Below are 22,802 nucleotides of genomic sequence, written 5' to 3' on the forward strand. Positions count from 1 at the left end.
ATCCACAGGCCGGAGACATGACCGCACCCGAAATGTTCATACCACGCCAAGAAAACCCTTGATCTAGGGGCGCCGTCCAGACAGGACAGGAACGCATTGCGCTCGCTGTTCCGTCGGAAACGGGCAAGAGTTAGAGCGCAATGCGATCCAGTCCCCTTGGGAAGGATCAGGCCGGCGTCAGTTCCGCCGCGCCGCAGGAGCCGAACAGGAAGCCGTTGGAGAAATCGGCGCCCGGCGCCACGGTTTTCAGCCGCGCCAAACCTTCCGCGCCGGAAATCGCGCCAGAAGCCACATCCGCAAAGGTTTTGCAGACCGCGACGAAATCGCCGGTGTGCGGCGACAGGCGCAGCGAGCGCACGCCGGCCGACGCCAGCCTGTCCAGGTCGCGGATCAGGTTGCAGTAATTGTGCGACATGGTCTGCACGCCGTTGACCGCCAAAAAGTCCTGGCCGTCGAGCGTGTTGACCGTGAGGCCGTCTGGGTCCTTGTAGCAGACGAACTGGCACGAATCCTTGCTCAGCCCATGCACGCGCGCATGGTAGCAGCGCGCGGAAATGGCGAGCGGAATGCGGCCGTAGGCCCAGATTTCCGGCACGGCGCCGCATTGATTGGCGGCGTGAGCCAGTTTTTCGACGGAGGCGAACGGGATTTCGGGGGGCAAACAAAACAGTTTTGCCCCCTGTCCCGCGAGATAGGCCAGCGTCGCCTCATTATAAACGTTGATCAGCGGGCCGATGGAAAAGGGCGGGCGCGCCCAGTTCATCAAGGTGAGGTCGTTGATCTCGACCTCCAGCGCGGTCTGTTCGAACAACTCGCGGGCGGCGCGCTTTTCGCGCTCCAATGTCACCATGGCCAGCGAGCCGAGAACGACCGTCTTGCCGCCGGCTTGCAGACGCTCGATGGCGGCGGGGATGCGGTCCTCATAAAAAGGCGTGCGCTTCGAACACACGGTTTCGCCGATCACCACGCGATCCACGGGCGCCTCGTCGGCGATCCGGGCGTAGAAATCGGCGAAAGCGTCGGCGCTCCAGTTGAACTGCAGCGGTCCAACGGTCAGCGAGAATTTTGCTTGTGTCATCTTACCGCCAAGTTTTCCGGTACGAGCCTGCGGTGGTCGTCTGGCCCTCGGTGAGGTCGCGCAGGGCGCCGCCGACGACCTGGCGTCCCGCAGCGTAATCGTCCACGGCCTTGCGGAAATTGCGCACCACTGCTTCCGTATAAGAGCGGCTGCGCTGCCGGCCCTCGATCTTCAGCGCGGTGACGCCGGCTTCCGCCAATTGCGGGATCAGCGCGGCGGCGTCGAGGCTCGCCGGGTCTTCGAACACATGGCCCTTGTAGTCGCCCGCGGTGAAGCAGCCCTTGCACAAAGTGGGGTAGGGGGCGGCCTCCTTGGCGCCGACGCGATGGATGGCGAAGCCGCCCAGACGCGACACCAATTCGTCGTCTTCCTCGCGATATTCGACATGGCTGGCCGGCGAGCAGGCGCCGTTCATATTGGGCGATTTGCCGGTGGCGTAGGAGGACAAGGAGCAGCGCCCCTCCGCCATCACGCACAGGCCCCCAAAAATGAACACTTCGGTCTCGATATCGATATCGCGGTTGACCGCGGCGATTTCCTGCACGGTGAGCACGCGCGGCAGCACCACGCGCTTCACGCCGAAGGCGCGGGCGTAGAAGGAAATGGCGTCGGCATTGGCCGCCGCCGCTTGCACGGAAAGGTGCAGCCGCAGGTTCGGGTGCTTTTTCGACGCGTAATCGAGCAGGCCGATGTCGGCGAGGATCACGGCGTCGGCGCCGACCTTGGCGGCGTCATCGACGCGCTTGTGCCACAACTCCACCGCGCCGGCGCGCGGAAAGGTGTTGATGGCGACCAGGGCGTGCGCGCCTTTTTTATGCGCATAGGCGACGGAGGTCGCGAGCTCCTCGGTCGAAAAATTCAGGCCCGGGAAATTGCGGGCGTTGGTTTCGTCGTTGAAGCCGCAATAGACCGTGTGGGCGCCGGCGTCGATCGCCGCGCGAAAGGCTGCGGGAGTGCCGGCGGGGCAGACCAGTTCCAGTTTCTTGGCGCGCACGCTCATGCCTGGTGCTCGTTTTCACGGGTGAGGGCGACGCCGAAGAAATGGCCGACGGCGGAAGAGACTTTTCGGGTCGGGAGCGAAGCGACATGTTCGAACGGGCCGAACAGAGCGGCGATTTCGCTGGCGAGGTCGATTTCCTCGTTGTCGATGGCGTTGCGCAGCGCCAGAACCGCTTCCGTATCGCCTTCGATCACGAGGTCGCGGGAGAAGAACAAGGCGTCGCCGTCATAGACGCCATGGACGAGGCCGAGCAGGGCCGCGAGCGGGCCGCCGATGCGGGCGTCCCAGAATCCGGCGTCCTCGCGACGGACCGCTTCGAGCGTGGGCGCCTCAAGATGCGGCTGCAGCCGGAAGGCGAAGGGCAGGTCCGTCGGGTCGATCAGAAAAACCTTGTCGGCCTGCTCGCCAAGACGCGAGAACAGCGAAGGGTGACGCCGAATCAGGGTTTTGACCAGATGCGCGCCGGCCATCGACAGCGGGGCCAATGGCGCCAGCCGCAGCACGGCCGCGCCCACGGCGGGAAAAAGAGGTATGTCTTTAGCGTTCCACATCGTCCCAACATTCATGCGGTTTCGCGAGATCGCTTCGCGATCCGCAGAAACGGATCGCGCAAAAATCCTCCAAAGAGGCGGATTTTCGCGCGAACGGAATACGGATTTCGAACCTATCGTTCGCAATCCGTATCAGAAGATGTTCAGCGTCACATTGACTTTCGTCAATGCGCCAGCGCGGCCTCTGGAGCACGACAGGGCATGACTTTTCGAGAACTGCCGCCGTTCCGCGATCTCCGCGCCTTCACAAAATACCTTGAGCAGGAGCGGCTCTTAGCACGCGTCGGCGAAAAGGTCAGCCTCGTTCACGAGATGACCGAGCTGCACCGGCGCGTCCTCGCCGCGGGCGGGCCGGCGCTCCTGTTTGAAAAGGCCTATTCGCCGCAGGGGCCGGCGAGCATGCCGGTTTTGACAAACCTGTTCGGCACCAAGGAGCGCGTCGCCGCCGGGTTCGGCGTCGCTTTGTCGCGCATCGGCGAGCTCGGCGAAATGCTCGCCGCCCTGCGCGAGCCCGCCCCCGTCGATGGCATCAAGGACGCCTTGAGCCGCTGGCCGATGGTGCGCGCGGCGCTCTCCACCCGGCAGAACGTGGTGTCGCGTCCCCCCTGCCAGGCCGAGGTGTTCAAGGGCGACGACATCGATCTCGGCAAGATTCCCGTCCAAACCGGCTGGCCGGGGGAGCCCGCGCCGCTGATCACCTGGCCGCTGGTCATCACCCGCCCGCCGGACACCCCCGCCGACGAGACCGCCAAAATCAACATTGGCGTTTATCGCATGCAGGTGTTGGACAAGAAGCGGGCGATCATGCGCTGGCTCGCCCATCGCGGCGGCGCGCACCATCACCGTCTCTGGGCGAAACAAGGCAAGGACATGCCGGTCGCCATCGCCATCGGCGTCGATCCCGCCACCATCCTCTCCGCCGTGCTGCCGCTGCCGGAAACGGTGTCGGAGCTGCGCTTTTCCGGCGTGTTGCGCGGCGAACGGCCCAATGTGGCGCCGGCGCTCACCGTGCCGGTCATGGTCCCGGCCGACGCCGAAATCGTCATCGAGGGCTATGTGTCCGCGACCGAAACCGCGCCCGAAGGCCCGTACGGCGACCATACCGGCTATTACAACAACGTCGAACAATTCCCGGTGCTGAACATCACCGCGATCACCATGCGGCGCGACCCCATCTATCTCTCGACGTTCACGGCGCGCCCGCCGGATGAGCCGTCCGTCATCGGCACGGTGTTGAATGATCTGGCGCTGCCCACCATGAAGCGCCATTTGCCCGAAATCGTCGATGTCTGGCTGCCGCCGGAAGCCTGTTCCTACCGCATGGCCATTGTTTCGATCAAAAAAACCTATCCCGGACAGGCGCGGCGCGTGATGATGGGGATGTGGGGCATGCTGCCGCAGTTCAGCTACACAAAAACCGTCATCGTCGTGGATGAGGACATCAATGGCCGCGACTGGAACGATGTCGCCTGGGCGCTGGCGACGCGCATGGACCCGTCGCGCGACGTCGTGGTGATCAAGGACACGCCGATCGACTATCTCGATTTCGCCTCGCCGGAATCGGGGCTGGGCGGCAAGCTCGGCATTGACGCCACCAACAAGATGGGCCCCGAAACCCGTCGGGAATGGGGCGTGAAGCTGGATACGTCGCCTGAGGTGAAGAAGCGCGTCGACGCGCTGTGGCCGCAAGTCACGGCGGGCTTCAAGTTCACGGCGCCATGAGGCCGCGCGTCGTCGTTGGCGTCAGCGGCGCCTCGGGCGCGGCCATCGCGCTGCGCATCGTCGAGATTCTGAATGAGCGCGGCGCCGACGTGCATGTGGTGGTGTCGCGCGCGGCGGAATTGACGCTGGCCCATGAGGTCGCGCCGGAAGCGCTGTCGCGGCTGCGCGGTTTGGCCAAGCATGTGCATGACATCGACAGCGTCGGCGCCGCAATCGCCTCCGGGTCTTTTCCGACGCGCGGCATGATCGTCGCGCCCTGTTCGATGCGCACGCTGGCGGCCATCGCCAATTGTCTCGCCGACAATCTCATCACCCGCGCCGCCGACGTGCATCTGAAGGAGCGGCGCAAGCTGGTGCTGGTGGCGCGCGAGACGCCGCTGCATCTCGGCCATTTGCGCGCCATGACCGCGGCGACGGAAGCCGGCGCGATCGTCATGCCGCCGGCCCCGGCGTTTTATTTGAAGCCGCAGAGCGTCGAAGATATCGTCGATCAGATTGCGCGGCGCGCCATCGATCTGCTGCATCTTTTTGAGCCGCTCGCCGCGCAATGGGATGGGGAGCCTCAGCCCGGCGTTAAATAATCCGCCCAGGTTTTCAGCGCCGCGTGGCCTGTGGGGGTGAGCCCGTACACGCCGCGTTCGATACGCTCAAACCAGTCGTAGACATTGCCCTGTAAAATCTTCGCCGCATCCGGCGCCACCTCGCGCAGGTCGCGGGGGCGGCGTGGCGCATCGGCGAGCTGTTGCGCCACGGTGAGCGCCTGTTGGCGATAGGCGGTCATCTGCGGTTTTTTGGTCGTGCCGCCGACGATCGTGTCGCCCCGGCGGCGGCGGTGTTCTTCGACGATCCGAGAGCGTCGCTTGGGATCGCGCCTCGGCTTCCACGGCGCCGGCTCGACCATCACCTCAACCCGCCCGTTGGCGTCGACGGTGAGCAGGCCGAAGCCCAGCAGCCGACACAATTTTCGCGCCCGCGAATCGTGTTCGCGCCCGCGTCCTCGTTTTGAGGCGGCGATGGCGAGCCAGACCTCGTCACAGGCGCTGGCGCGATCCACCCCCTGCAACACCAGTTCGAGGGTAAAACTCTGCTTGAGCTCGCCGATTACCACGCGTTCGCTGGCGCCATCGGACAGGGCGACGAGATCGCAGCCGCAGACTTCCCCCTTCACCTCAAGACCGAGCGATTCCAGGTGGCGTTTGATCGGTCGGTAAAGGTCGGATTCGAGAGCCATGGGCCAAACTGGCAAGGCGTGGTTAACAAAATCTTTATGCGCTCAGGCGTGGCAGAGCCGCGCCGACGGACGACATGGCGAACATCATCGGTTTTCGCTAAAAGGGCGCCAACTTTTTTGCGCAGGCTTGGGCGCGTTCTTTTTGGGGCGCCCGTCGCGCGCCCAGGCGGAGACAAAAGCATGGCAGGCCTGCTCTGGCCCATTGCGCTGGCGTTGCTCGCCCTCGCCTGGTTCATCGACGATCCCTATCTCTTCGCGCAACGCGACTGGATTTGGGCTGTCGTGCTGCTCGCCGCCTTGCTTGGCGTCGCCGCGAGCCGGCGCAGACGGGCGCTGCTGGCGCTGTTTTGCGCTATTCCCCTCGTGCTGGCGGGCGTCAAGGGCGCCGCCGTCTTGCGCGCGCAGAGGATATCCGCCCTGCGCGCCACGGCGGCGCAGGACATCGGGCGCCATTTTGTCGTGGGATACGTGCGCGTGGCGGAGGTCGAGCCGCTGGCGGCGCATGGGCTGATCGGCGGTGTGTTCGTCACCCGCCAGAACATCGCTCAGGGCGCCGCCATGTTGCGCGCGGAAATCGCCCATTTGCAAAGGTTGCGCAAGGAGGCGGGCTTGCCGCCGCTGATCGTGACCACGGACCAGGAATCCGGTTTGGTGTCGCATCTGTCGCCGCCGCTGCCAAAGCATCCTCCGTTAGCCGAATTTGCCGAGGCCCCCAATGGCGAGGCGCGCGCGAAAAATCTGGGCGCGACGATTGGCGCGGAACTCGCCGATCTCGGGATCACGATGGATTTTGCGCCCGTCGTCGACCTGCGCCCGGCCGAAAGCGCGGGCGCGCTGGATTTCCATTCCTTCATCGCGCGGCGCGCCATTTCCGCCGATCCCGAGAAAGTTACGCGCATCGCCGGCGCCTTTTCGCAAGGGCTTGTTGAAGCCGGCGTGACGCCCGTCCTCAAACATTTTCCGGGACTCGGTCGCATCTCCGAGGACACCCATCATTTTCGCGCCCATTCCAAGGCGTCGCAGCAGGAACTGGCGGAGAGCGACTGGCGTCCGTTCCGCGCGCTGGCGGGCGGCGCGGCGATCATGGTTGGACACGTCGTCGTCGACGCGCTCGATGCCAAACCCGCGTCGCAATCCCGCGCCGTGGTCGGTCTGCTTCGGCGCGACTGGGGTTTTGAAAATCTGGTGGTCACTGACGACCTCAACATGAGTCCGGTGTTCCATCATGACATCTGTCACGGTGTGGTGGAGTCGCTGAATGCGGGCGTCGATCTGCTGTTGGTCGCCTATGACGGCCGACAATATTTCCCGCTAATGGACTGCGCGCTCCAGGCTGAGGCCAAAGGGGAGATCGACGCCGCCGCGCTCGCCGCCAGCCGCAAACGCCTCGAAACATTTGCTTCCGCGGCGCGTTGAGGGCGCTTCACGGAGGTTTCGATGCGAGCGCTGGTTTGGCACGGCAAGGAAGACATTCGCTGCGACAATGTGACGGACCCCGGCATCGAGGCCCCGCGCGACGCCATCATCAAAGTCACGAGCTGCGCCATTTGCGGCTCCGACCTGCATCTGTTCCACAATTACATTCCGGCCATGCTGCCCGGCGACATTATGGGCCACGAGGCCATGGGCGAAGTGGTTGAGGTCGGGGCGGAAGCGAAAAACAAGCTGAAGGTCGGCGACCGCGTCGTCGTCCCCTTCACCATATTCTGCGGCGAATGCGAGCAATGCCGGCGCGGCAATTATTCGCTGTGCCAGACCAGCAATCGCAAAAAGCATCTCGCCGAAAAAGCGTTCGGCCACACCACGGCCGGGCTGTTCGGCTACACCCATCTGACCGGCGGTTTTCCCGGGGGGCAGGCCGAGTTTCTGCGCGTGCCCTTCGCCGACACCACGCACATCAAAGTGCCGAACGGCGTGCCGGATGAAAAGCTTCTGTTTCTCAGCGATATTTTTCCCACCGGCTGGCAGGCGGCCGCGCAATGCGACATCGAGCCGACCGATACGGTGGCGGTCTGGGGCTGCGGTCCCGTCGGACAAATGGCGATCCGCAGCGCGCTGCTGCTCGGCGCCGAACAGGTCATCGCCATCGATTGTTTGCCGGAGCGGCTGGAGATGGCGGAGGCGGGCGGCGCCATCCCGATTAATTTCGAGACGGAAAGCGTCATCGAGCGGCTGAACGAACTCACCCATGGCGAAGGTCCGGAAAAATGCATCGACTGCGTGGGGCTGGAATCGCATGTCACGCCCTCGCAGCCCGACACGCTTTATGATCGCGCCAAGCAAATGCTCGGGACTGAAACCGACCGTCCCCACGCGTTGCGCGAGATGATCTATGTCTGCCGCCCCGGCGGGATCATTTCGATTCCCGGCGTCTATGGCGGCCTCGACGACAAGATCCCGATGGGCCAGCTGATGAACAAGGGTTTGACGATCCGCACCGGCCAGACCCATGTCAATCGATGGACCGACGACCTTCTGCGCCGCATCGAGGAGGACCAGATCGACCCCTCCTTCGTCATCACCCACACAGTGAGTCTCGCCGAGGGGCCCGACATGTATCGGGTGTTCCGGGACAAACAGGACGGCTGCGTCAAGGTGGTCATCAAACCATAGCGGGAGCGCATCATGACTTTTATCGCCAATCTCGGCCGCAACCCGGGCGATCCCAAAATCCTGTCGACCGGGCCGAGTTCGCTCACCAACGCCGACCGTCTGGCGAAAATGCTGGGATGGTTCAGCATCGGCCTGGGCCTCACCGAAATTTTCGCCGCGCGACGGATCGCGCGGGGGCTGGGCATGCAGGGGCGCGAGACGCTGGTGCGGGGCTACGGCTTTCGCGAGATCGCGGCGGGCGTTGCGACATTGTCGCCGGAGAAACAGCTTGGCCTGTGGAGCCGCGTCGGCGGCGACGGGCTCGATATCGCCACGCTGCTGACGGGGCTCGGCCGCGACAATCCCAAGCGCGGCAATGTCGGGCTGGCGCTCACTTTGGTGCTCGGCGTGACGCTGCTCGACATTGTCGGCGCGCAGGCCTTGGGCGCAACCCACCGGCGGACGCGCGGCGATGCGCCCTCCTATCGCGACCGCTCCGGTTTTCCGCGCGGCCTCCAGGCGGCGCGCGACGCGGCGCGGCGCGTTCAGTCGCCGGACAGGACGGCGGCGTGAGCCAAAGACCGCGCGTCGTCATCCTGGGCGCGGGGTTTGGCGGCGTGAATGCGGCAAAGGTTTTGGGCGGATGCGCCGCCGATGTCGTGCTGGTCGACAAGACCAACCACCATTTGTTCCAGCCGCTGCTTTATCAGGTCGCCACCGCCGCGCTGGCGCCTTCCGACATCGCCACCGCCACCCGCGTCGTGTTGCGCCATTGCAAGAACGTGACGGTTTTGATGGGCGAGGCGGTGGGGATCGACCCCGACGCGCGCGAGGTGCGGCTCGAGGACGGGGCGCGTTTGCGCTATGATTATCTCGTCGTCGCCATCGGTTCGGCCTATAGTTTTTTTGGTCACGACGACTGGGCGCGCCACGTCCATGTGCTGAAGACGCTTGACGATGCGCTCAAAATTCGGTCGGCGCTGCTGGCGGCGTTCGAACTGGCCGAGCGCTGCGAAGACAAGGCGGAAATTGCGCCGCTCATGACATTCGTCGTGGTCGGCGGCGGGCCGACCGGGGTGGAGTTGGCCGGGACGATCGCGGAATTGTCGCGCACCACGCTGGCGCGCGATTTCAGGACCATCGAGCCGCGTTCCGCCCATATCGTGCTTTGCGAGGCCGGGCCGCGCATTCTGCCGTCCTTCCCGCCGGCCCAGTCGGACTATGCGTTGCGGGCGCTGCAAAACCTGGGGGTCGACGTGCGCGTCGGCGCCAAGGTCGGCGCTATCGATGCGGGGTCGATCCAGATTGGCGCGGAGCGTTTGCAATCGTCTGTTGTGGTCTGGTGCGCGGGCACGGCGGCGCATCCGGCGTCGAAATGGCTTGGGGCGACGGCGGCGTCCAACGGCGCCGTGCGCGTCGGGCCCGACTGCGCGCTGCCCGGCCGGCCCGAGATTTTCGTCATCGGCGATGTCGCCAGTTTTGACGGCGCGGATGGACGACCGCTGCCCGGCCTCGCGCCCGTGGCGAAACAGCAGGGATTGTTCGTCGGTCGCCTGCTGCGCGCCCGCATTGACGGACGTCCCGGGCCGAAAAGATTCCGCTATCGCGATTATGGAATGATGGCGATCATCGGGCGCTCGCGCGCCGTCGCGCAATTGTTCGGCCTGCGCATGAGCGGTTTTGTCGCCTGGCTCGCCTGGTCGCTGATCCATTTGATGTTGCTGGTCGATTTCCGCAGCCGGCTCACCGTCTATGTCAACTGGTCCTGGGCCTGGTTCACTTATGGGCGCGGCGCCCGGCTGCTGACCCATGCGCCGCGTTGGATTGCGCGAGCGCGCGGAAAGGCCCGTCGCGACGCGGCCTGAGGAACCGCGCGATGTGGGCGGGGTTGGCTCCAGCGGACGGAAGCTCTTTCAAAACATTGCGTTTTATTCCTCGGCGCGGCGCGATAACATGCGCGCGGGCGTGCGCTGCGCCGCGTTAGCGGCAGATCAATGCGCGAAAGACATGGCTCGGCTAAGCCCAAAACTCTTTCCTCTTGTCAGGTCATGCCATGACGGATCGGCAAACGGGCGAAGGCATCGAGGTGGCGGCGCCGGCCTCCGCGGCGCAGGACGTCATTCTGTCGCCCCACGCCAAGCCGGTCATCGAACATCATCCTCCCAGTCGTGTGCGGGTGTGGACGCGGCGATTGCTGGTCCTTGCGCTGGTTGTGGGCGGCGCCGGCGGCCTTTACTGGCGGGCGCATCGCATCGCGCCCCTTCCGGTCTGGATCGCCATGGGCAATGGCCGCCTGGAGGCCGATCCGATCGACATTGCGACAAAATTCGCCGGCCGCATCGCGGAGCTGCGCGCTGACGAGGGCGACAAGGTGAGCGCGGGGCAGGTGGTCGCGTTGATGGACACGCGCGACCTCCAACAAAGCCTGAAGCGCAGCGAGGCGCAAGTCGAACAGGCCAAGCGCGTTGTCGAGCAGACCATGGCGACACGCACACAGATGGAGAGTTCTGCGAAGCTGGCGGAGCGGGAACTCGAACGCACCGAAAAACTGTCCAAGAGCGGCTACGCCACCCGCGAACTGCTCGACCAGCGCCAGCAGGCGTTGGACGCCGCGAAAGCCCTGCAAAGCGCGGCGGAGCATCGCGTCGCCGAGGCCGAGAAGGCGCTGACCGCGGCCGAACATGACGCCGAACTGGTGCGGGTGAACATCGCCGACAATGCGCTGGTCGCGCCGCGCGACGGGCGCATTCATTACCGGCTCGCCAACGTCGGCGAGATCCTGGGCGTGGGCGGCAAGGTCTTTACGATGCTGGACACGTCCTATGTCTACATGGACATTTATCTGCCGGCGCGGCAGGCCGGGCAGGTGAAGCTCGGCGATCCCGCGCGCATCGTGCTCGACGCTTTTCCCGATACGCCCATCCCGGCGAAAGTGAGTTTTGTTGCGGACAAAGCTCAGTTCACGCCGAAAATGGTGGAGACCAAGAGCGACCGCGAACGCCTGATGTTCCGCGTGCGGGTGCGGGTCGATCCGACGCTGGCGCGGGCGCGCGCCGACGAGGTCCGCAGTGGGCTGCCCGGCGTCGCTTATGTGAAACTCGATGACGCGCAGAATTGGCCGGAGGCGTTGCAGGGGACGGTCAAATGAATTGGCCCGGAGCAGGGGGGACGCTTCCTTCTCCCCTTGCGGGAGAAGGTGGCGCGCGAAGCGCGCCGGATGAGGGGTTCGTTCATCTGGACAGGCGACCCCTCATCCGTCTCGCGCCTTCGGCGCGAGCCACCTTCTCCCGCCAGGGGAGAAGGGGAGGCGCGCGGCCATGACAGAGCTCCCCGTCGTGCGCCTGCGTGACCTTCGCCATGCCTATGGCCGGACGCGGGCGCTGGACGGGCTGTCGCTCGACATTCCCGCTGGCTGCATGGTTGGGCTGGTCGGGCCGGACGGGGTCGGCAAGTCGACGCTGCTGGCGCTGATCGCGGGGTCGAAAATCTTGCAGGACGGCGGCGTCGAGGTTTTGGGCGGCGATATCGCCAAAAAGCGCTGGCGCAACGAAATCTGCCTGCGCATCGCCTATATGCCGCAGGGCTTAGGCAAACATCTCTATCCCGATCTCACCGTCGAGGAGAACATCGCCTTCTTCTCAAGGCTCTACGGCCAGAGTGCGGCGGAGGGCGCGGCGCGCATTTCGGGATTGATGCAGGACATCGGCCTCGCCCCGTTCGCCGGGCGTTTGTGCCGGCGGCTGTCGGGCGGCATGAAACAAAAACTCGGCCTGTGCTGCGCCCTGATCCACGATCCCGACCTGCTCATCCTCGACGAGCCCACCACCGGCGTCGATCCGCTGTCGCGGCGCCAGTTCTGGGAGCTGGTCGACGCCATGCGCCAGCGCTCGGAACGCGAGATGAGCGTCATTGTGGCGACGGCCTATATGGAGGAGGCGGAGCGCTTCGATTTCCTGATCGTCATGAATGAGGGACGGGTGCTCGCGACCGGCGCGCCGCGCGACATCATGGCGGCGACCGGCGCCGAAACCGTCGAGGACGCTTTTGTCGCGCTGCTGCCCGAGGGCGCGGCGCGGCCCAAGCTGACGATTCCGCCGCTCGCGCGCGACGGCGGGCCGCCGGTGATCATGGCCCGGGGGCTCACCAAAAAATTCGGGGATTTCACCGCCGTCGATCACGTCGATCTCGAGATCGCGCGCGGCGAAATCTTCGGGTTTTTGGGGTCGAACGGCTGCGGCAAGACGACGACGATGAAAATGCTCACCGGCTTGCTCGAAGCGAGCCGCGGCGAGGCCCTGCTGTTCGGCGAGACCGCGCAGGCGAGCGGGGTCGATGCGCGGCGGCGGGTCGGCTATATGTCGCAGGGCTTTTCGCTCTATAGCGAATTGACGGTGCGGCAAAACCTCGACCTGCACGCAAGATTGTTTGGCCTCGAGCCGAAGGTCGCGCGCGAAAGAATCGGCGCGCTGCTGGAGCGGTTCGGGCTCGACGATTTTGTCGACGCTCTCGCCGCCGATCTGCCGCTCGGCCTGCGCCAGCGGCTGTCGCTCGCCGTCGCTTTGGTGCATGCCCCCGACTTGCTGATCCTCGACGAACCTACTTCCGGCGTCGATCCCATCGCCCGCGACGAATTTTGGGCGCTGCTGATCGAATTGTCGCGCGCGCAGGGCGTGACCATTTTTCTCTCCACCCATTTCATGAACGAGGCGGCGCGCTGCGACCGGATTTCGTTGATGGATTCGGGAAGGATTTTGGCGACGGGCGCGCCCGCCGATCTCGTCGCCGCGCGCGGCGCCGCCAATCTGGAGGAGGTTTTTATCGCCTGTCTCGAGGAGGCGGGGGCGGCGCGCGCGCCCTTCGCGCCGGTGGCGGCCTCGCCGGCAGGGCGGTCGAAAAATCCCGCCTTCAGTCTGCGCCGCATGATGGCTTACGCCATTCGCGAGGCGCAGGAATTGTCGCGCGACACCATCCGTCTTTCCTATGCGATTCTGGGCCCGGCGCTGTTGTTGCTGCTGCTCGGCTTCGGCATCACCACGGATGTGGATTCGCTCGCCTTCGCCGCGCTCGACCGCGACAATTCCTTCTATAGCCGCGCCTATCTGAGCGAGGTGCGCGGCTCCTCCTATTTCGTCGAGCAGCCGCCGATTACCGATTCCCGCGATCTGATCGACCGGATGAAAAGCGGCGGGGTCAGCGCCACGATCGAAATTCCGCCGGGCTTCGGCCGCGACATCAAGAAAGGCGAGCCGACGGAGGTGTCGGTGTGGATCGACGGCGCCATGCCGTTTCGCGCCGAGACCATCCATGGCTATCTCAGCGCGGCGCATCAGAAATTCGTTAGCGATCCCGCCATTCGCGGCATGGAGCCGGCGCCGCCGCTGCCCGCCAATATCGAGACCCGCTTCCGCTACAACCAGAGTTTTGACTCCATTTATGCCATGGTTCCCGGCGCCATCGCTTTGCAACTCGCGCTGATGCCGGCGATCCTGATGGCGCTCGCCATCGTGCGCGAAAAGGAGCTGGGCTCGATCACCAATCTCTATGTCACGCCGGTGACGCGGCTGGAATTCTTGCTGGGCAAGCAATTGCCCTATATCGGGCTGGCCTTCGTCGATTTCTTCGTCATGCTGCTGATGGCGCTGTATATTTTCGCGGTGCCGCTCAAGGGGGGCTTTGGCGTTCTGGCGCTGGGGGCTCTGGCCTATGTCGCCGCTTCCACCGGTTACGGTATGGTGATTTCCGCCTTCACCCGCACGCAGATCGCCGCTCTGTTCGGCGCGACCATCCTCACCATTCTGCCCGCGACCATGTTTTCCGGCATGTCCACGCCGGCGGCCTCGATCACCGGCTTCGGCCGGTTTTTGGGGCAGATTTTTCCCATGACCTATTTTTTGCCGATCTCGGTCGGCGCCTTCACCAAGGGGCTGAATTTTGACGATCTCGCCGGCCATCTCGCGCGCTTGTGCCTGTTCTTTCCCGCGCTGGTGGGCCTGAGCCTGCTGCTGCTGCGCAAACAGGAGAAGTGATGCAGACCCTGCGCAACATCTTCTGGTTGGGCGCCAAGGAGCTGCGCAGTTTTTTCCGCGATTTCGTGCTGCTCGGCCTGGTGCTCTATTCCTTTTCCCTGGCCATTCTCGCCCAGGCGCAAAGCCATGCCCAGGAATTGCACAACGCCGCCATCGCCGTCGCCGACGAGGACCATTCCGAATTGTCGCGCCGGCTGGCGCGGGCCTTTCTGCCGCCTTACTTTCTGCCGGCAAAACAGGTGTCGGCGGGCGACATCGACCGGCTCATGGATGTCGGCGCCTTCACCTTCATCCTCGACATTCCCCCCAATTTCGAGCGCGATTTTTTGGCCGGGCGGCGCCCGACCGTGCAGGTCAATGTCGACGCCACCGCCATGATGCAGGCGGGCGTCGGCGCCGGCTATATCGAACAGATTCTCACGGCTGAACTGGCCAAATTTGCGACGCGGCAGGACAATCCGGCTCCCGCATCCATCGGCCAGACCGTGCGGATCGCCTTCAATCCCAACCTGATCACCTCCTGGTTTTCGAGCGTGATGGGCATCATTTCCTCCACCACCATGCTCGCCATCATTCTCGCGGGCGCGGCGGTGGTGCGCGAGCGCGAGCATGGCACGGTCGAGCATTTGTTGGTGATGCCGGTCACCCCGTTCGAGATCGCCATGGCGAAAATCTGGGCGAACGGCCTGATCATTCTGGGCGCGGTCGCGCTGTCGCTGACTTTTGTCGTGCAGCGCCTGCTGGCCATTCCCATCAACGGCTCCGTGCCTTTGTTCCTGCTCGGCGCCGCGCTCTACCTGTTCTTCGCCACGTCCGTCGGCGTGTTTCTCGCCACCATCGCCCGCACCATGCCGCAGCTTGGGCTGCTCTACCTGCTGGTCGCCGTGCCGCTTAACCTGCTGTCGGGCGCCAATACGCCGCTGGAATCCATGCCGGCGCTGTTGCGCAACGCCATGCTGCTGTCGCCCTCCACCCATTTTGTCGCCGTGGCGCAGGCGGTGCTCTATCGCGGCGCCGGCTTCGATCTGATCTGGGAGCGTTTTTTGGCCATGGGGGCGATCGGCGGCTTTTTTCTCATCCTGAGCGTCTGGCGGTTCCGCAGCGTGTCCGCGCAGAACGGGTGATTTTGCGGTGGGTCCGAGGTCGACAGGGCGGCTGTCCGCGCGCAGGGTCGCAAAATTTCAACTCTGACAGAATTTCGACAGCCAGCATCTTTTAACACGTCTGTGTCGCCACGGCGACGCCACGAGCTTCTCTCGTGCCTTCACATCTTTGGAGACCCCATGCGCGCGCGCTTGCTTCTTTCTGTCCTGCTCTTCGGGAGCGCCTCCCAGGCCTTCGCCCTGGAGAGCGGCGTTCCAATGGGAAATGGAGGACGTGCGTCGCGCGCGCAACAGGTCGCTTACTGCGCGCAGACCAAATCCGACTGTTTGGAGAATGTGGGACCCTACACCCGCTATCCCTCGCAGCGCGCGCAATGCCTGATCCGCTACGACCAGTGCCTGAACCGATAAGGTAAGCGCCAGCGCCGGGCCGGGGCAATCTCGCGCCGGTGCGCGCGTCTGAATTGACGTTTCGATGGAACCGCCGGGGCGCAGCCCCGGCGGGAATTTGGCGTGGCCAATTTAGATTTATTCCAAGTGGTGAGAAATCCATTGCGGGCTTGAGCGAAACCGTGTCTTGATTTTGTCAGCAATAACAGGTGTTTCCGACGATTTTTGTGGCGCCGTGCGCGCAGGCCAGTCGAAGCGCCGGGCAAGACCAAACCGGAGTCACATCATGACAAGACTGCGCGACAAGACCAAATGGACCTGGGCTGTCGGCGCGAGCCTGCTCGCCCTGATCGCCGCCAACCCCGCCCTCGCGGCCGAGGACGCCAAGCCGGAGGAGGCCGCCCCCGCCGCGGAGCTGCCCTCGGTCCTCACCAGCCTGCCGGCTCTGGCCCCCATCGCCGACGCCAAAAAACAGCTGGCGGACAAGGGCGTCATTCTCCAGCTCAACTATATTGGCGAAGTGCTCGGCAATCCGGTCGGCGGCCAGCGCCAGGGTGTCGTCTATGACGGGCGCGTGGAGCTCGCCATCGACGCCGACATGGAGAAGATCGCGGGTTGGAAGGGCGGCCTGTTCCACGCCAACGGCTACTGGATTCAGGGTACGGGCCTGTCGCGCGTCTATACGGGCAACATTCTGACGGTCAGCAATATCGAGGCGCTGCCGACGGTGCGTCTCTATGAATTGTGGTACGAACAAAAGGCCTTCGACGACCGGCTGGGCGTGAAAGTCGGCCAGATCGCCGCCGACACCGAATTCTTCGTCAGCAAATATGGCGCGCTGTTCATCAACGGCACCTTCGGCTGGCCGGCTTTTACGGGCGTCAACCTGCCGAGCGGCGGCCCGGGCTATCCCTTCGCCACCCCCGGCGTGCGCGTCAAACTCGGCTCCGACAGCGATCCCCTCAATATTCTGGCCGCCGTGTTCGACGGCGACCCGGCGGGCCAGTGCGGACAGGACCCGCAGATCTGCAATCGCTACGGCACCAATTTCCGCCTGCAGGATCCGCCGCTCGCCATGGAGGAAGTGCAATATCGCTACAAGCTGGGCAAGGACGACGGCTTGGCGGGGACGGTCAAGCTCGGCGCGTTCCAGAATTACGGCAATTTCGCCAATCTGCGTTACGACACCGTCGGCGCGGCGCTGGGCGGCGCCTCCAGCAATGGCGTTCCCGCGGTGCTGAAGGGCGACTGGGGCTTTTACGGCGTTGTCGACCAGCAGGTCTGGAAGGACGCGGGCCAGAGCGCGGGCGTGTTCCTGCGCGCCGGCGCGGCGCCGCAGGATCGCAACACCGTCAATTTCTATATCGACGGCGGCGTGACCTTCGCCGGGGTCATGCCCGGGCGCCCGGATGATTCCTTCGGCGTGGGCTTTGCCTATGCCCGCGTCTCCGACTATGCGCGCGGCTTCGATTTCGACTCCAACGCGCCGGTGCTGCGGCGCTCGGAGGCGGCGCTGGAGGTGACCTACCAGGCGCAGATCGTCTCGGGCTGGAGCCTGCAGCCTGACTTCCAATACATCGTCAGCCCCGGCGGCGGCGTGGCCGACGCCAATGGCGCGCGCGTGCGCGACGCCGCGGTGTTCGGCCTGCGCTCGACGATCAACTTCTGATCGCCGCCGCGCGTCGCCGCAGCGATTTCGCGCCGAGGACGAGGGGCTGGGATACGGCCCCTCGATAAGCTCCCTCGGCGCGAAAGTCTTTTCAGGAAAGGGTCCGTTCATGCCGACCGCTGCGCAAATCGAATTCGTCTCCGTCTTCGCGGCTTTCGCCTTCATGGCTGGCGTCTTGATTGTCGTTTGGTGAAGTTCTCGACGCCCGCGCGCGCGGGCGGACAAGACGCGCCGGATTGTGCGGCGCAATATCCACGCGCCGATTGCAGGCGATTTGAGGACTCCGAGCGAAATTCGCGTGTTCACCCGAACATGATCTTTTTTTGCGCAGCGTTCAACAGACCGGCAGGCTTGCGGGCGCCCGCATGTGACGTAAAGTAAGTTTCGTCTCCCATTGCGTTGCGCGACCAAAATTATCTGATGTGACATTTTCATGTCAGTGGACTTAATCAATAGGCAACCTGCTGCAGATACACGTTTTTCATCCGAAACAACTGCAGACATTTCGATGCGGCTCATCACGAAAATTGCGGCCATCATTGGCGTGTTCGCGCTGTTGCTGGTGCTGGTCTCGGGCTTTTCATTCGTCCAGGGCTGGATCGACCGCGACCAGGAGGCGCGGATCGACAACGCCTTCGAAATCGCCGTCCTCGCCGCCAATATCTCCCAATCCGTCGATCGCGCCGTGGCGTCCGTCGATGGCGTGCTGCTCACCGAAGACGAAACCGAGTCGCGCAAGGCCATCGCCGAATTGCAGGGCGCGCTGGGGGCGATCAAGGCCCTGAAGACGGAGCTGTTCGCCAGCGTCGGCGCGCGCCTGTCCGACGCCGAGAAGGCCAAGCTTTCGGCGCAGATTACCGAATTCGTCGACTACCAGACCGATACGGTGAACCTGGCCACAAAAGTCTCGCGCAAGGCCGCCATCGTCCAGATCGATGACGACGCCACGGTCGCCAACCGCAAGGCCATGCTGACCACGGTCAAGACGCTGAGCGACCAGACCCTGACGGAGGCCCGCGCGGAACGTGTGGCGGTCTCGGCGGGGCGCCAGCGCCGGGCCGTTCTCATCGCGGCCCTTTCCCTGCTCACTGTGGTCCTCGGCGTGGCCTTCGGCGTCTATGTTTGCGAAATCCACATCCGCAGGCCGCTCGACCGGCTGCGCAACGGCGTGCTGAACCTCGCCGCCGGCAAACTCGACGTCGAATTCAAGGATTCGCTGCGCCGCGACGAGATTGGCGAAATGGCCGGCGCTGTCGTCAGTTTCCGCGACGCGCTTGCACAAAAGCGCGCGCTCGACGTGGAAAGCGCACAAAAGGCGCAACGCGAGTTGGCGCGCGCCAAGGCGCTCGACTCCTCGACGACGCATTTTCGCGACCGGGCGGAGCACGCCCTGGCGGCGCTCAATACGTCGGTGACGGAAATGAACGACCGCGCGCAAAGCCTGGTGAAATCCTCGGAAGACACAAAGCGGCAATCCGCCACCGCCGCTGAGGCGGCGCAAGCGGCGGCCGGCGCGATCGGCCGCGTGGCTGCGGCCGCCGAGGCGCTGGCGCGCTCGGCATCCGCCATCCAGGATCACGCCCACGCGTCCAGCGCGGTCTCGGCGGAAGCGCGCAACGACATGCAGGATGCGCTGCGCCAGGTCGGCGGGCTGTCGCAGGCCGTGGGCGGCATCGGCGAAGCCGCCGCCTTGATCGAAAGCATCGCCGCGCAAACCAATCTGCTCGCGCTCAACGCCACCATCGAGGCGGCGCGAGCAGGCGAGAATGGCAGGGGCTTCGCCGTCGTCGCCAATGAGGTGAAGGCGCTCGCCGCCCGCACCGCCTCGGCGACGGGTCTGATCGCCGCCCATATCGCCTCGATCGAAGCCGCCGCGGCGGGCGCCGCCGCCTCGGCCGAAAGCAATGGCGCGACCATCGCCCGGCTGGAGGCGATCGCCGCGCAGGTGGCCGAGGCCGCCAGCGCGCAAGGCGACATCGGCCGCGAGATATCGGAATCGGCGGAACGCGCCGCGCAGGAGGCTGAAACCGTCGGCGACAGCATGGCCAGCATGCGCCGGGCCGCGGCCCTGCAGGACGCCGAAGCCGAGAAGCTGCGCGCCGCCGCGCAGACCCATGCGCAGGAGGCGGAAGCGCTCGCCGATTTCATCTCGACCTATATTGCCGACGTCCGCGCGGCCTGATCGCCTTGGAATGCCAGTCCTCACGAAAGCGGGTCCGATCATGGGGTCATCGCGCGTCGCCGTCCGGGCCAGGATCGCCGCCGTCCTCGGCGCTTCCGCCTTCATCGCGATCACGCTGTCGGCTTTTGCTCTCTATCTCAACAATCTCGAATGGCGGCAGACGGAAACGATCGTCGACGCCTTCGAGGTCGCCAACGAAGCCGACGTTCTCGCCATGGACGTGGAAAAGACCGTCGCCCAGGTGATGAGCGTCATGGTCGCGGAGGATGCGCAGGCCGCGCGCGACCGATCGGTCGCCTTGCAGGAGGATTTGCAAGAGGTCGCGCAGCGCCGGAACGCGCTCCTGTCCCGGGTCGGCGAAAGGATGTCGCCGGCGGAGAAGACGCAGCTTTCGCTGCGGATCGACGAGTTCATCGCCTATCAGACGGACACCGCGCGACTCTGCCTGCAGGTGTCGCCCCAGGCGGCGATCATTCAGGCCAATGACGACGCCACCGTGCGGAACCGCCGGAAAATGCTGGTGGATGTCCAGCAATTGGGCCGCGACATGCGCGCGCGGGTCGAGATCACCCGCGGCGCGGCGGCGTTTGGCCGGAAGGTCCGTTTGGCGATGCTGCAGGTTCTGCCGGCTTCGACCCTCATCATTGGCGCCCTGGTCGGCGTCGCTTTGTTTCGCCGCAGCAAGGCGAACCTGCAAAAACGCCGTTACGATGTCGCCTTGAACAATATGCCGCTCGGCGTCGGCATGGCGAACGCGCAGGGCGTGCTCACTGTCGTCAACGATCGCCTCGCAACCATGTTCGACATCGCCCTGGAGCTGAGCGGCTGCACGGTGCGTCAGCTCGCCGAGGAGATCGCTGCGGCGGCCAGGCTCGACGGCGAGGCGCGCGTCGCCTTCCTTCGGACATTCCAGAGCCTTGCCAGCGGGTCGTCGTCGGCCTCCTTCGTCGCCGCGCTCGGCGCGCGGCATTTCGAGTTCCGCTGTCACCGGATGGATGCGGGGGGCAGCCTGATCGTCATCGACGACGTCACCGCCGCAAGGCGCGCCGCGCAGGACATCGAACGCATGGCCCTGTTCGATTCCCTGACCGGCCTGTCCAATCGCGTGCGCTTCCGCGAACGGCTGGCGCTGACCATGGAGGAGTCTCGGGCGCGAAACCTGTCGTTCTCGCTGTTGTACCTCGATCTCAACGCCTTCAAATTGGTCAACGACACGCTCGGCCATCCCACGGGCGACAAGCTTTTGTGTGAAGTCGCGCGCCGATTGACGACCAATTTTCGCGACGCCGATCTGGTGGCGCGCCTCGGCGGCGACGAGTTCATGGTCGTGCTCGCGCCCGCCGCCAAACCCCACGATCTCGACGCGATCTGCGCGCGCCTGATCGAAATGGTCAGCGCGCCCTTCAGCATCGAGGGCCATGAAATCTGTGTCGGGGCCAGCGTCGGCACGGCGTCCTTTCCGGGCGACGTCGCCACGGCCGAGGAGATGGTCAATGGCGCGGATCTCGCCCTCTACCGCGCCAAGGCGCTGGGCCGCTCCAGCTTCCGTCACTTCGACGCGTCAATGCGGGCGGAAGCGATGCTCAAGCGCGAGATGGAGACCGAATTGCGCGCCGCCCTCGCCAATGACGAACTGGAATTGTACTACCAGCCGATCGTCGACATCCGCAGCAACCGGATCAACACGTTCGAGGCGCTGTTGCGCTGGCGCCATCCGACGCGCGGCCAGGTCTCGCCCGACGTGTTCATCCCGCTGGCGGAGGAGACCGGGCTGATCGTCGAGATCGGCGAATGGGCGCTCGAGCGCGCCTGCCGCGACGCGGCGCTGTGGCCGGCGGAGATTCGCGTCGCCGTCAATTTTTCGTCGATTCAGTTCCGGCGCTGCGATGTCGTCGCTCTGGTCGCGCGGGCCCTGGCGACGACCGGGCTGTCGGCGCACCGGCTGGAAGTCGAAATCACCGAAACCGTCCTGATCCGCGACGCGGAAGCGACCTGCGCGATCTTCGAACAATTGAGGGGCCTGGGCGTGCGGCTCTCGCTCGACGATTTCGGCTCGGGCTATTCCAGCCTGAGCTATCTGAACATGTTCAAGTTCGACAAGATCAAGATCGACCGCGCTTTCGTCCAAAACCTGAACGACCCGAACGCGCTGGCGGTGATCAGCGCGGTGACGCATCTCGCTAGCCGCCTCGATCTGACGCTGGTCGTCGAAGGCGTGGAGACGCCGGAGCAGCTCGCGATCCTGTCGGGCCAGGGCGTTCACGACGTCCAGGGGTTTCTGTTCGCGCCGCCCATGCCTCTCGCCGAGATCAACCGTCTCGTGAAAGAGGCGAGCCGGGCGGCGTGACGCGACACGGCGGACCTGTCGCGCCGAAAGGATTTTTTGCTCAGCCGCCGTTCTGCTTGCGATAGCTTTCGAACGCGACCTCCAGCAGCTTGCCGAGCTTCATGTCATGCGCTGAGGCATAGCTCTTGAAGGCGCGCCTGAATTCGGCGGAAACCTTGAAATTCAACGCTTTCTTCGGCTCTTTGGGCTTTTCGGCCTTTTCGGGCTTTTCGGCCTTCGCCTTGGCGACGGGTTCGGGTTTGCCAGCGGATTTTTCGGTTTTCGCCTTGGCGCCGGAGGCGGCCTTGGCGGCTGGCTTGTCGGCCTTCGCCTTGGCCTCGGCCTTTTCGGTCGGCTTCTCGGCGTCATCTGCCGGTTTTTGCGTCTTCACCTTGCCGATCTTGTCCGTTTTGGCGGTCTTGGCGGTCGGGGCGGGCGTGGTCGCAGGCGTCTCGAGCTCGACCGCTGCTTTGCCGAGAGTCTTCTTGTCTTTCATCGATCAAGCCTTTCGTGCTTTCGTGCTTTCTGGCTAAATTCCCTATAGCATAAAAGCTTCGCCTGGGCAGTGGGCGCCCGGCGCGTCGAAGCCATGGTTGATGAAAGGTTTCGCGTGTTGGTCAGTGCTGGCGAAGGCTGGAGGGCGGTTCGATCTCGAAGTTCAGAGAGCCAAGACCGGGCGACATCGCCGCCAATGTGTCGAGCGCGCGCTGGATATGATCCACGGCCCGCGAAACCTGATCGTCCCCGCCGCGGGATTGGGTGATCTCGGATTTGGCGTAGAACAGCTCGATCATGGCCAGTTCGACGATGGCTCTTGTTGTTTTCTGCATGAAGACACGCTCCGCCTGTCCCATCGAAGCATGGGTGAAATCAAGATAATCCGTGGCATTGAAGGATTTGCGACAGGCTCGGGTCCGGCCTGAATTTACGCG

The 22,802-nt window shown here is 64.6% G+C and carries 19 protein-coding genes; 13 read left to right on the forward strand and 6 right to left on the reverse strand.

Annotated features, from left to right (window positions below):
- Positions 1–166 precede the first annotated feature (166 nt).
- The 3 genes from ubiV to ubiT are packed head-to-tail and all read right to left on the reverse strand — an operon-like array spanning position 167 to position 2,644.
- The gene (ubiV, locus tag M2320_RS19725) at positions 167–1,078 is read right to left on the reverse strand and encodes a ubiquinone anaerobic biosynthesis protein UbiV (RefSeq protein WP_264598747.1); all 912 of its coding nucleotides are present in this window, start codon (positions 1,076–1,078) and stop codon (positions 167–169) included.
- Position 1,079: 1 nt separating this feature from the next.
- Positions 1,080–2,057, reverse strand: coding sequence for a ubiquinone anaerobic biosynthesis protein UbiU (ubiU, locus tag M2320_RS19730; protein WP_184429074.1), 978 nt, complete (start codon positions 2,055–2,057; stop codon positions 1,080–1,082).
- A gap of 17 nt (positions 2,058–2,074) precedes the next feature.
- Complete coding sequence (gene ubiT / locus M2320_RS19735) at positions 2,075–2,644, reverse strand: ubiquinone anaerobic biosynthesis accessory factor UbiT (RefSeq protein WP_210304534.1); 570 nt, start codon at positions 2,642–2,644, stop codon at positions 2,075–2,077.
- Positions 2,645–2,830: 186 nt separating this feature from the next.
- Between ubiT and M2320_RS19740 the strand changes: the two genes are divergently transcribed.
- Together M2320_RS19740 and M2320_RS19745 are read left to right on the forward strand one after the other, a co-directional pair.
- Positions 2,831–4,351, forward strand: a complete 1,521-nt coding sequence (locus M2320_RS19740; protein ID WP_264598748.1) for a UbiD family decarboxylase — start codon at positions 2,831–2,833, stop codon at positions 4,349–4,351.
- A complete protein-coding gene (locus M2320_RS19745) occupies positions 4,348–4,932 on the forward strand; it encodes a UbiX family flavin prenyltransferase (RefSeq protein ID WP_264598749.1) in 585 nt (194 codons plus the stop codon). The genes M2320_RS19740 and M2320_RS19745 overlap by 4 nt, the downstream gene beginning before the upstream one ends.
- Here the strand turns inward: M2320_RS19745 and M2320_RS19750 are convergent.
- Entirely contained in the window at positions 4,914–5,582 is a 669-nt protein-coding gene (locus M2320_RS19750; protein ID WP_264598750.1) for a DUF2161 domain-containing phosphodiesterase, read from the reverse strand. The two genes, M2320_RS19745 and M2320_RS19750, sit on opposite strands and share 19 nt — an antisense overlap.
- Positions 5,583–5,762: 180 nt before the next feature.
- Between M2320_RS19750 and M2320_RS19755 the strand changes: the two genes are divergently transcribed.
- From M2320_RS19755 to M2320_RS19805, 11 genes are all read left to right on the forward strand, one after another.
- A complete protein-coding gene (locus tag M2320_RS19755) occupies positions 5,763–6,998 on the forward strand; it encodes a glycoside hydrolase family 3 N-terminal domain-containing protein (protein ID WP_264598751.1) in 1,236 nt (411 codons plus the stop codon).
- Between the two features lie 21 nt (positions 6,999–7,019).
- Entirely contained in the window at positions 7,020–8,195 is a 1,176-nt protein-coding gene (locus M2320_RS19760; protein ID WP_184429027.1) for a zinc-dependent alcohol dehydrogenase, read from the forward strand.
- A 12-nt stretch (positions 8,196–8,207) separates the two neighbouring features.
- Positions 8,208–8,747, forward strand: a complete 540-nt coding sequence (locus M2320_RS19765; protein WP_264598752.1) for a hypothetical protein — start codon at positions 8,208–8,210, stop codon at positions 8,745–8,747.
- Positions 8,744–10,039, forward strand: coding sequence for an NAD(P)/FAD-dependent oxidoreductase (locus tag M2320_RS19770; RefSeq protein ID WP_264598753.1), 1,296 nt, complete (start codon positions 8,744–8,746; stop codon positions 10,037–10,039). Before M2320_RS19765 ends, M2320_RS19770 begins: the two co-directional genes overlap by 4 nt.
- A gap of 188 nt (positions 10,040–10,227) precedes the next feature.
- A complete protein-coding gene (locus M2320_RS19775; RefSeq protein ID WP_264598754.1) occupies positions 10,228–11,322 on the forward strand; it encodes an HlyD family secretion protein in 1,095 nt (364 codons plus the stop codon).
- Between the two features lie 169 nt (positions 11,323–11,491).
- The gene (gene rbbA / locus M2320_RS19780) at positions 11,492–14,200 is read left to right on the forward strand and encodes a ribosome-associated ATPase/putative transporter RbbA (RefSeq protein ID WP_264598755.1); all 2,709 of its coding nucleotides are present in this window, start codon (positions 11,492–11,494) and stop codon (positions 14,198–14,200) included.
- Positions 14,200–15,324, forward strand: coding sequence for an ABC transporter permease (locus M2320_RS19785; RefSeq protein ID WP_264598756.1), 1,125 nt, complete (start codon positions 14,200–14,202; stop codon positions 15,322–15,324). The genes rbbA and M2320_RS19785 overlap by 1 nt, the downstream gene beginning before the upstream one ends.
- 159 nt (positions 15,325–15,483) lie before the next feature.
- Positions 15,484–15,714, forward strand: coding sequence for a hypothetical protein (locus M2320_RS19790; protein ID WP_184429036.1), 231 nt, complete (start codon positions 15,484–15,486; stop codon positions 15,712–15,714).
- A 265-nt stretch (positions 15,715–15,979) separates the two neighbouring features.
- Positions 15,980–17,362, forward strand: a complete 1,383-nt coding sequence (locus M2320_RS19795; protein ID WP_264598757.1) for a carbohydrate porin — start codon at positions 15,980–15,982, stop codon at positions 17,360–17,362.
- 508 nt (positions 17,363–17,870) lie between these two features.
- On the forward strand, positions 17,871–19,544 hold the full coding sequence (locus tag M2320_RS19800) for a methyl-accepting chemotaxis protein (protein ID WP_264598758.1): 1,674 nt from the start codon (positions 17,871–17,873) through the stop codon (positions 19,542–19,544).
- 40 nt (positions 19,545–19,584) lie between these two features.
- A complete protein-coding gene (locus M2320_RS19805; protein ID WP_264598759.1) occupies positions 19,585–21,891 on the forward strand; it encodes a putative bifunctional diguanylate cyclase/phosphodiesterase in 2,307 nt (768 codons plus the stop codon).
- 40 nt (positions 21,892–21,931) lie between these two features.
- On the opposite strand, the gene M2320_RS19810 is transcribed toward M2320_RS19805, so the two are convergent.
- Together M2320_RS19810 and M2320_RS19815 are read right to left on the reverse strand one after the other, a co-directional pair.
- On the reverse strand, positions 21,932–22,366 hold the full coding sequence (locus M2320_RS19810) for a hypothetical protein (protein ID WP_264598760.1): 435 nt from the start codon (positions 22,364–22,366) through the stop codon (positions 21,932–21,934).
- A 121-nt stretch (positions 22,367–22,487) separates the two neighbouring features.
- Positions 22,488–22,700: a hypothetical protein gene (locus M2320_RS19815; RefSeq protein ID WP_264598761.1), complete on the reverse strand. Its 213-nt coding sequence runs from the start codon at positions 22,698–22,700 to the stop codon at positions 22,488–22,490.
- Positions 22,701–22,802 lie beyond the last annotated feature (102 nt).

It is taken from the genome of Rhodoblastus acidophilus, assembly GCF_025961575.1.
Taxonomy (GTDB): Bacteria; Pseudomonadota; Alphaproteobacteria; order Rhizobiales; family Beijerinckiaceae; genus Rhodoblastus; species Rhodoblastus acidophilus_C.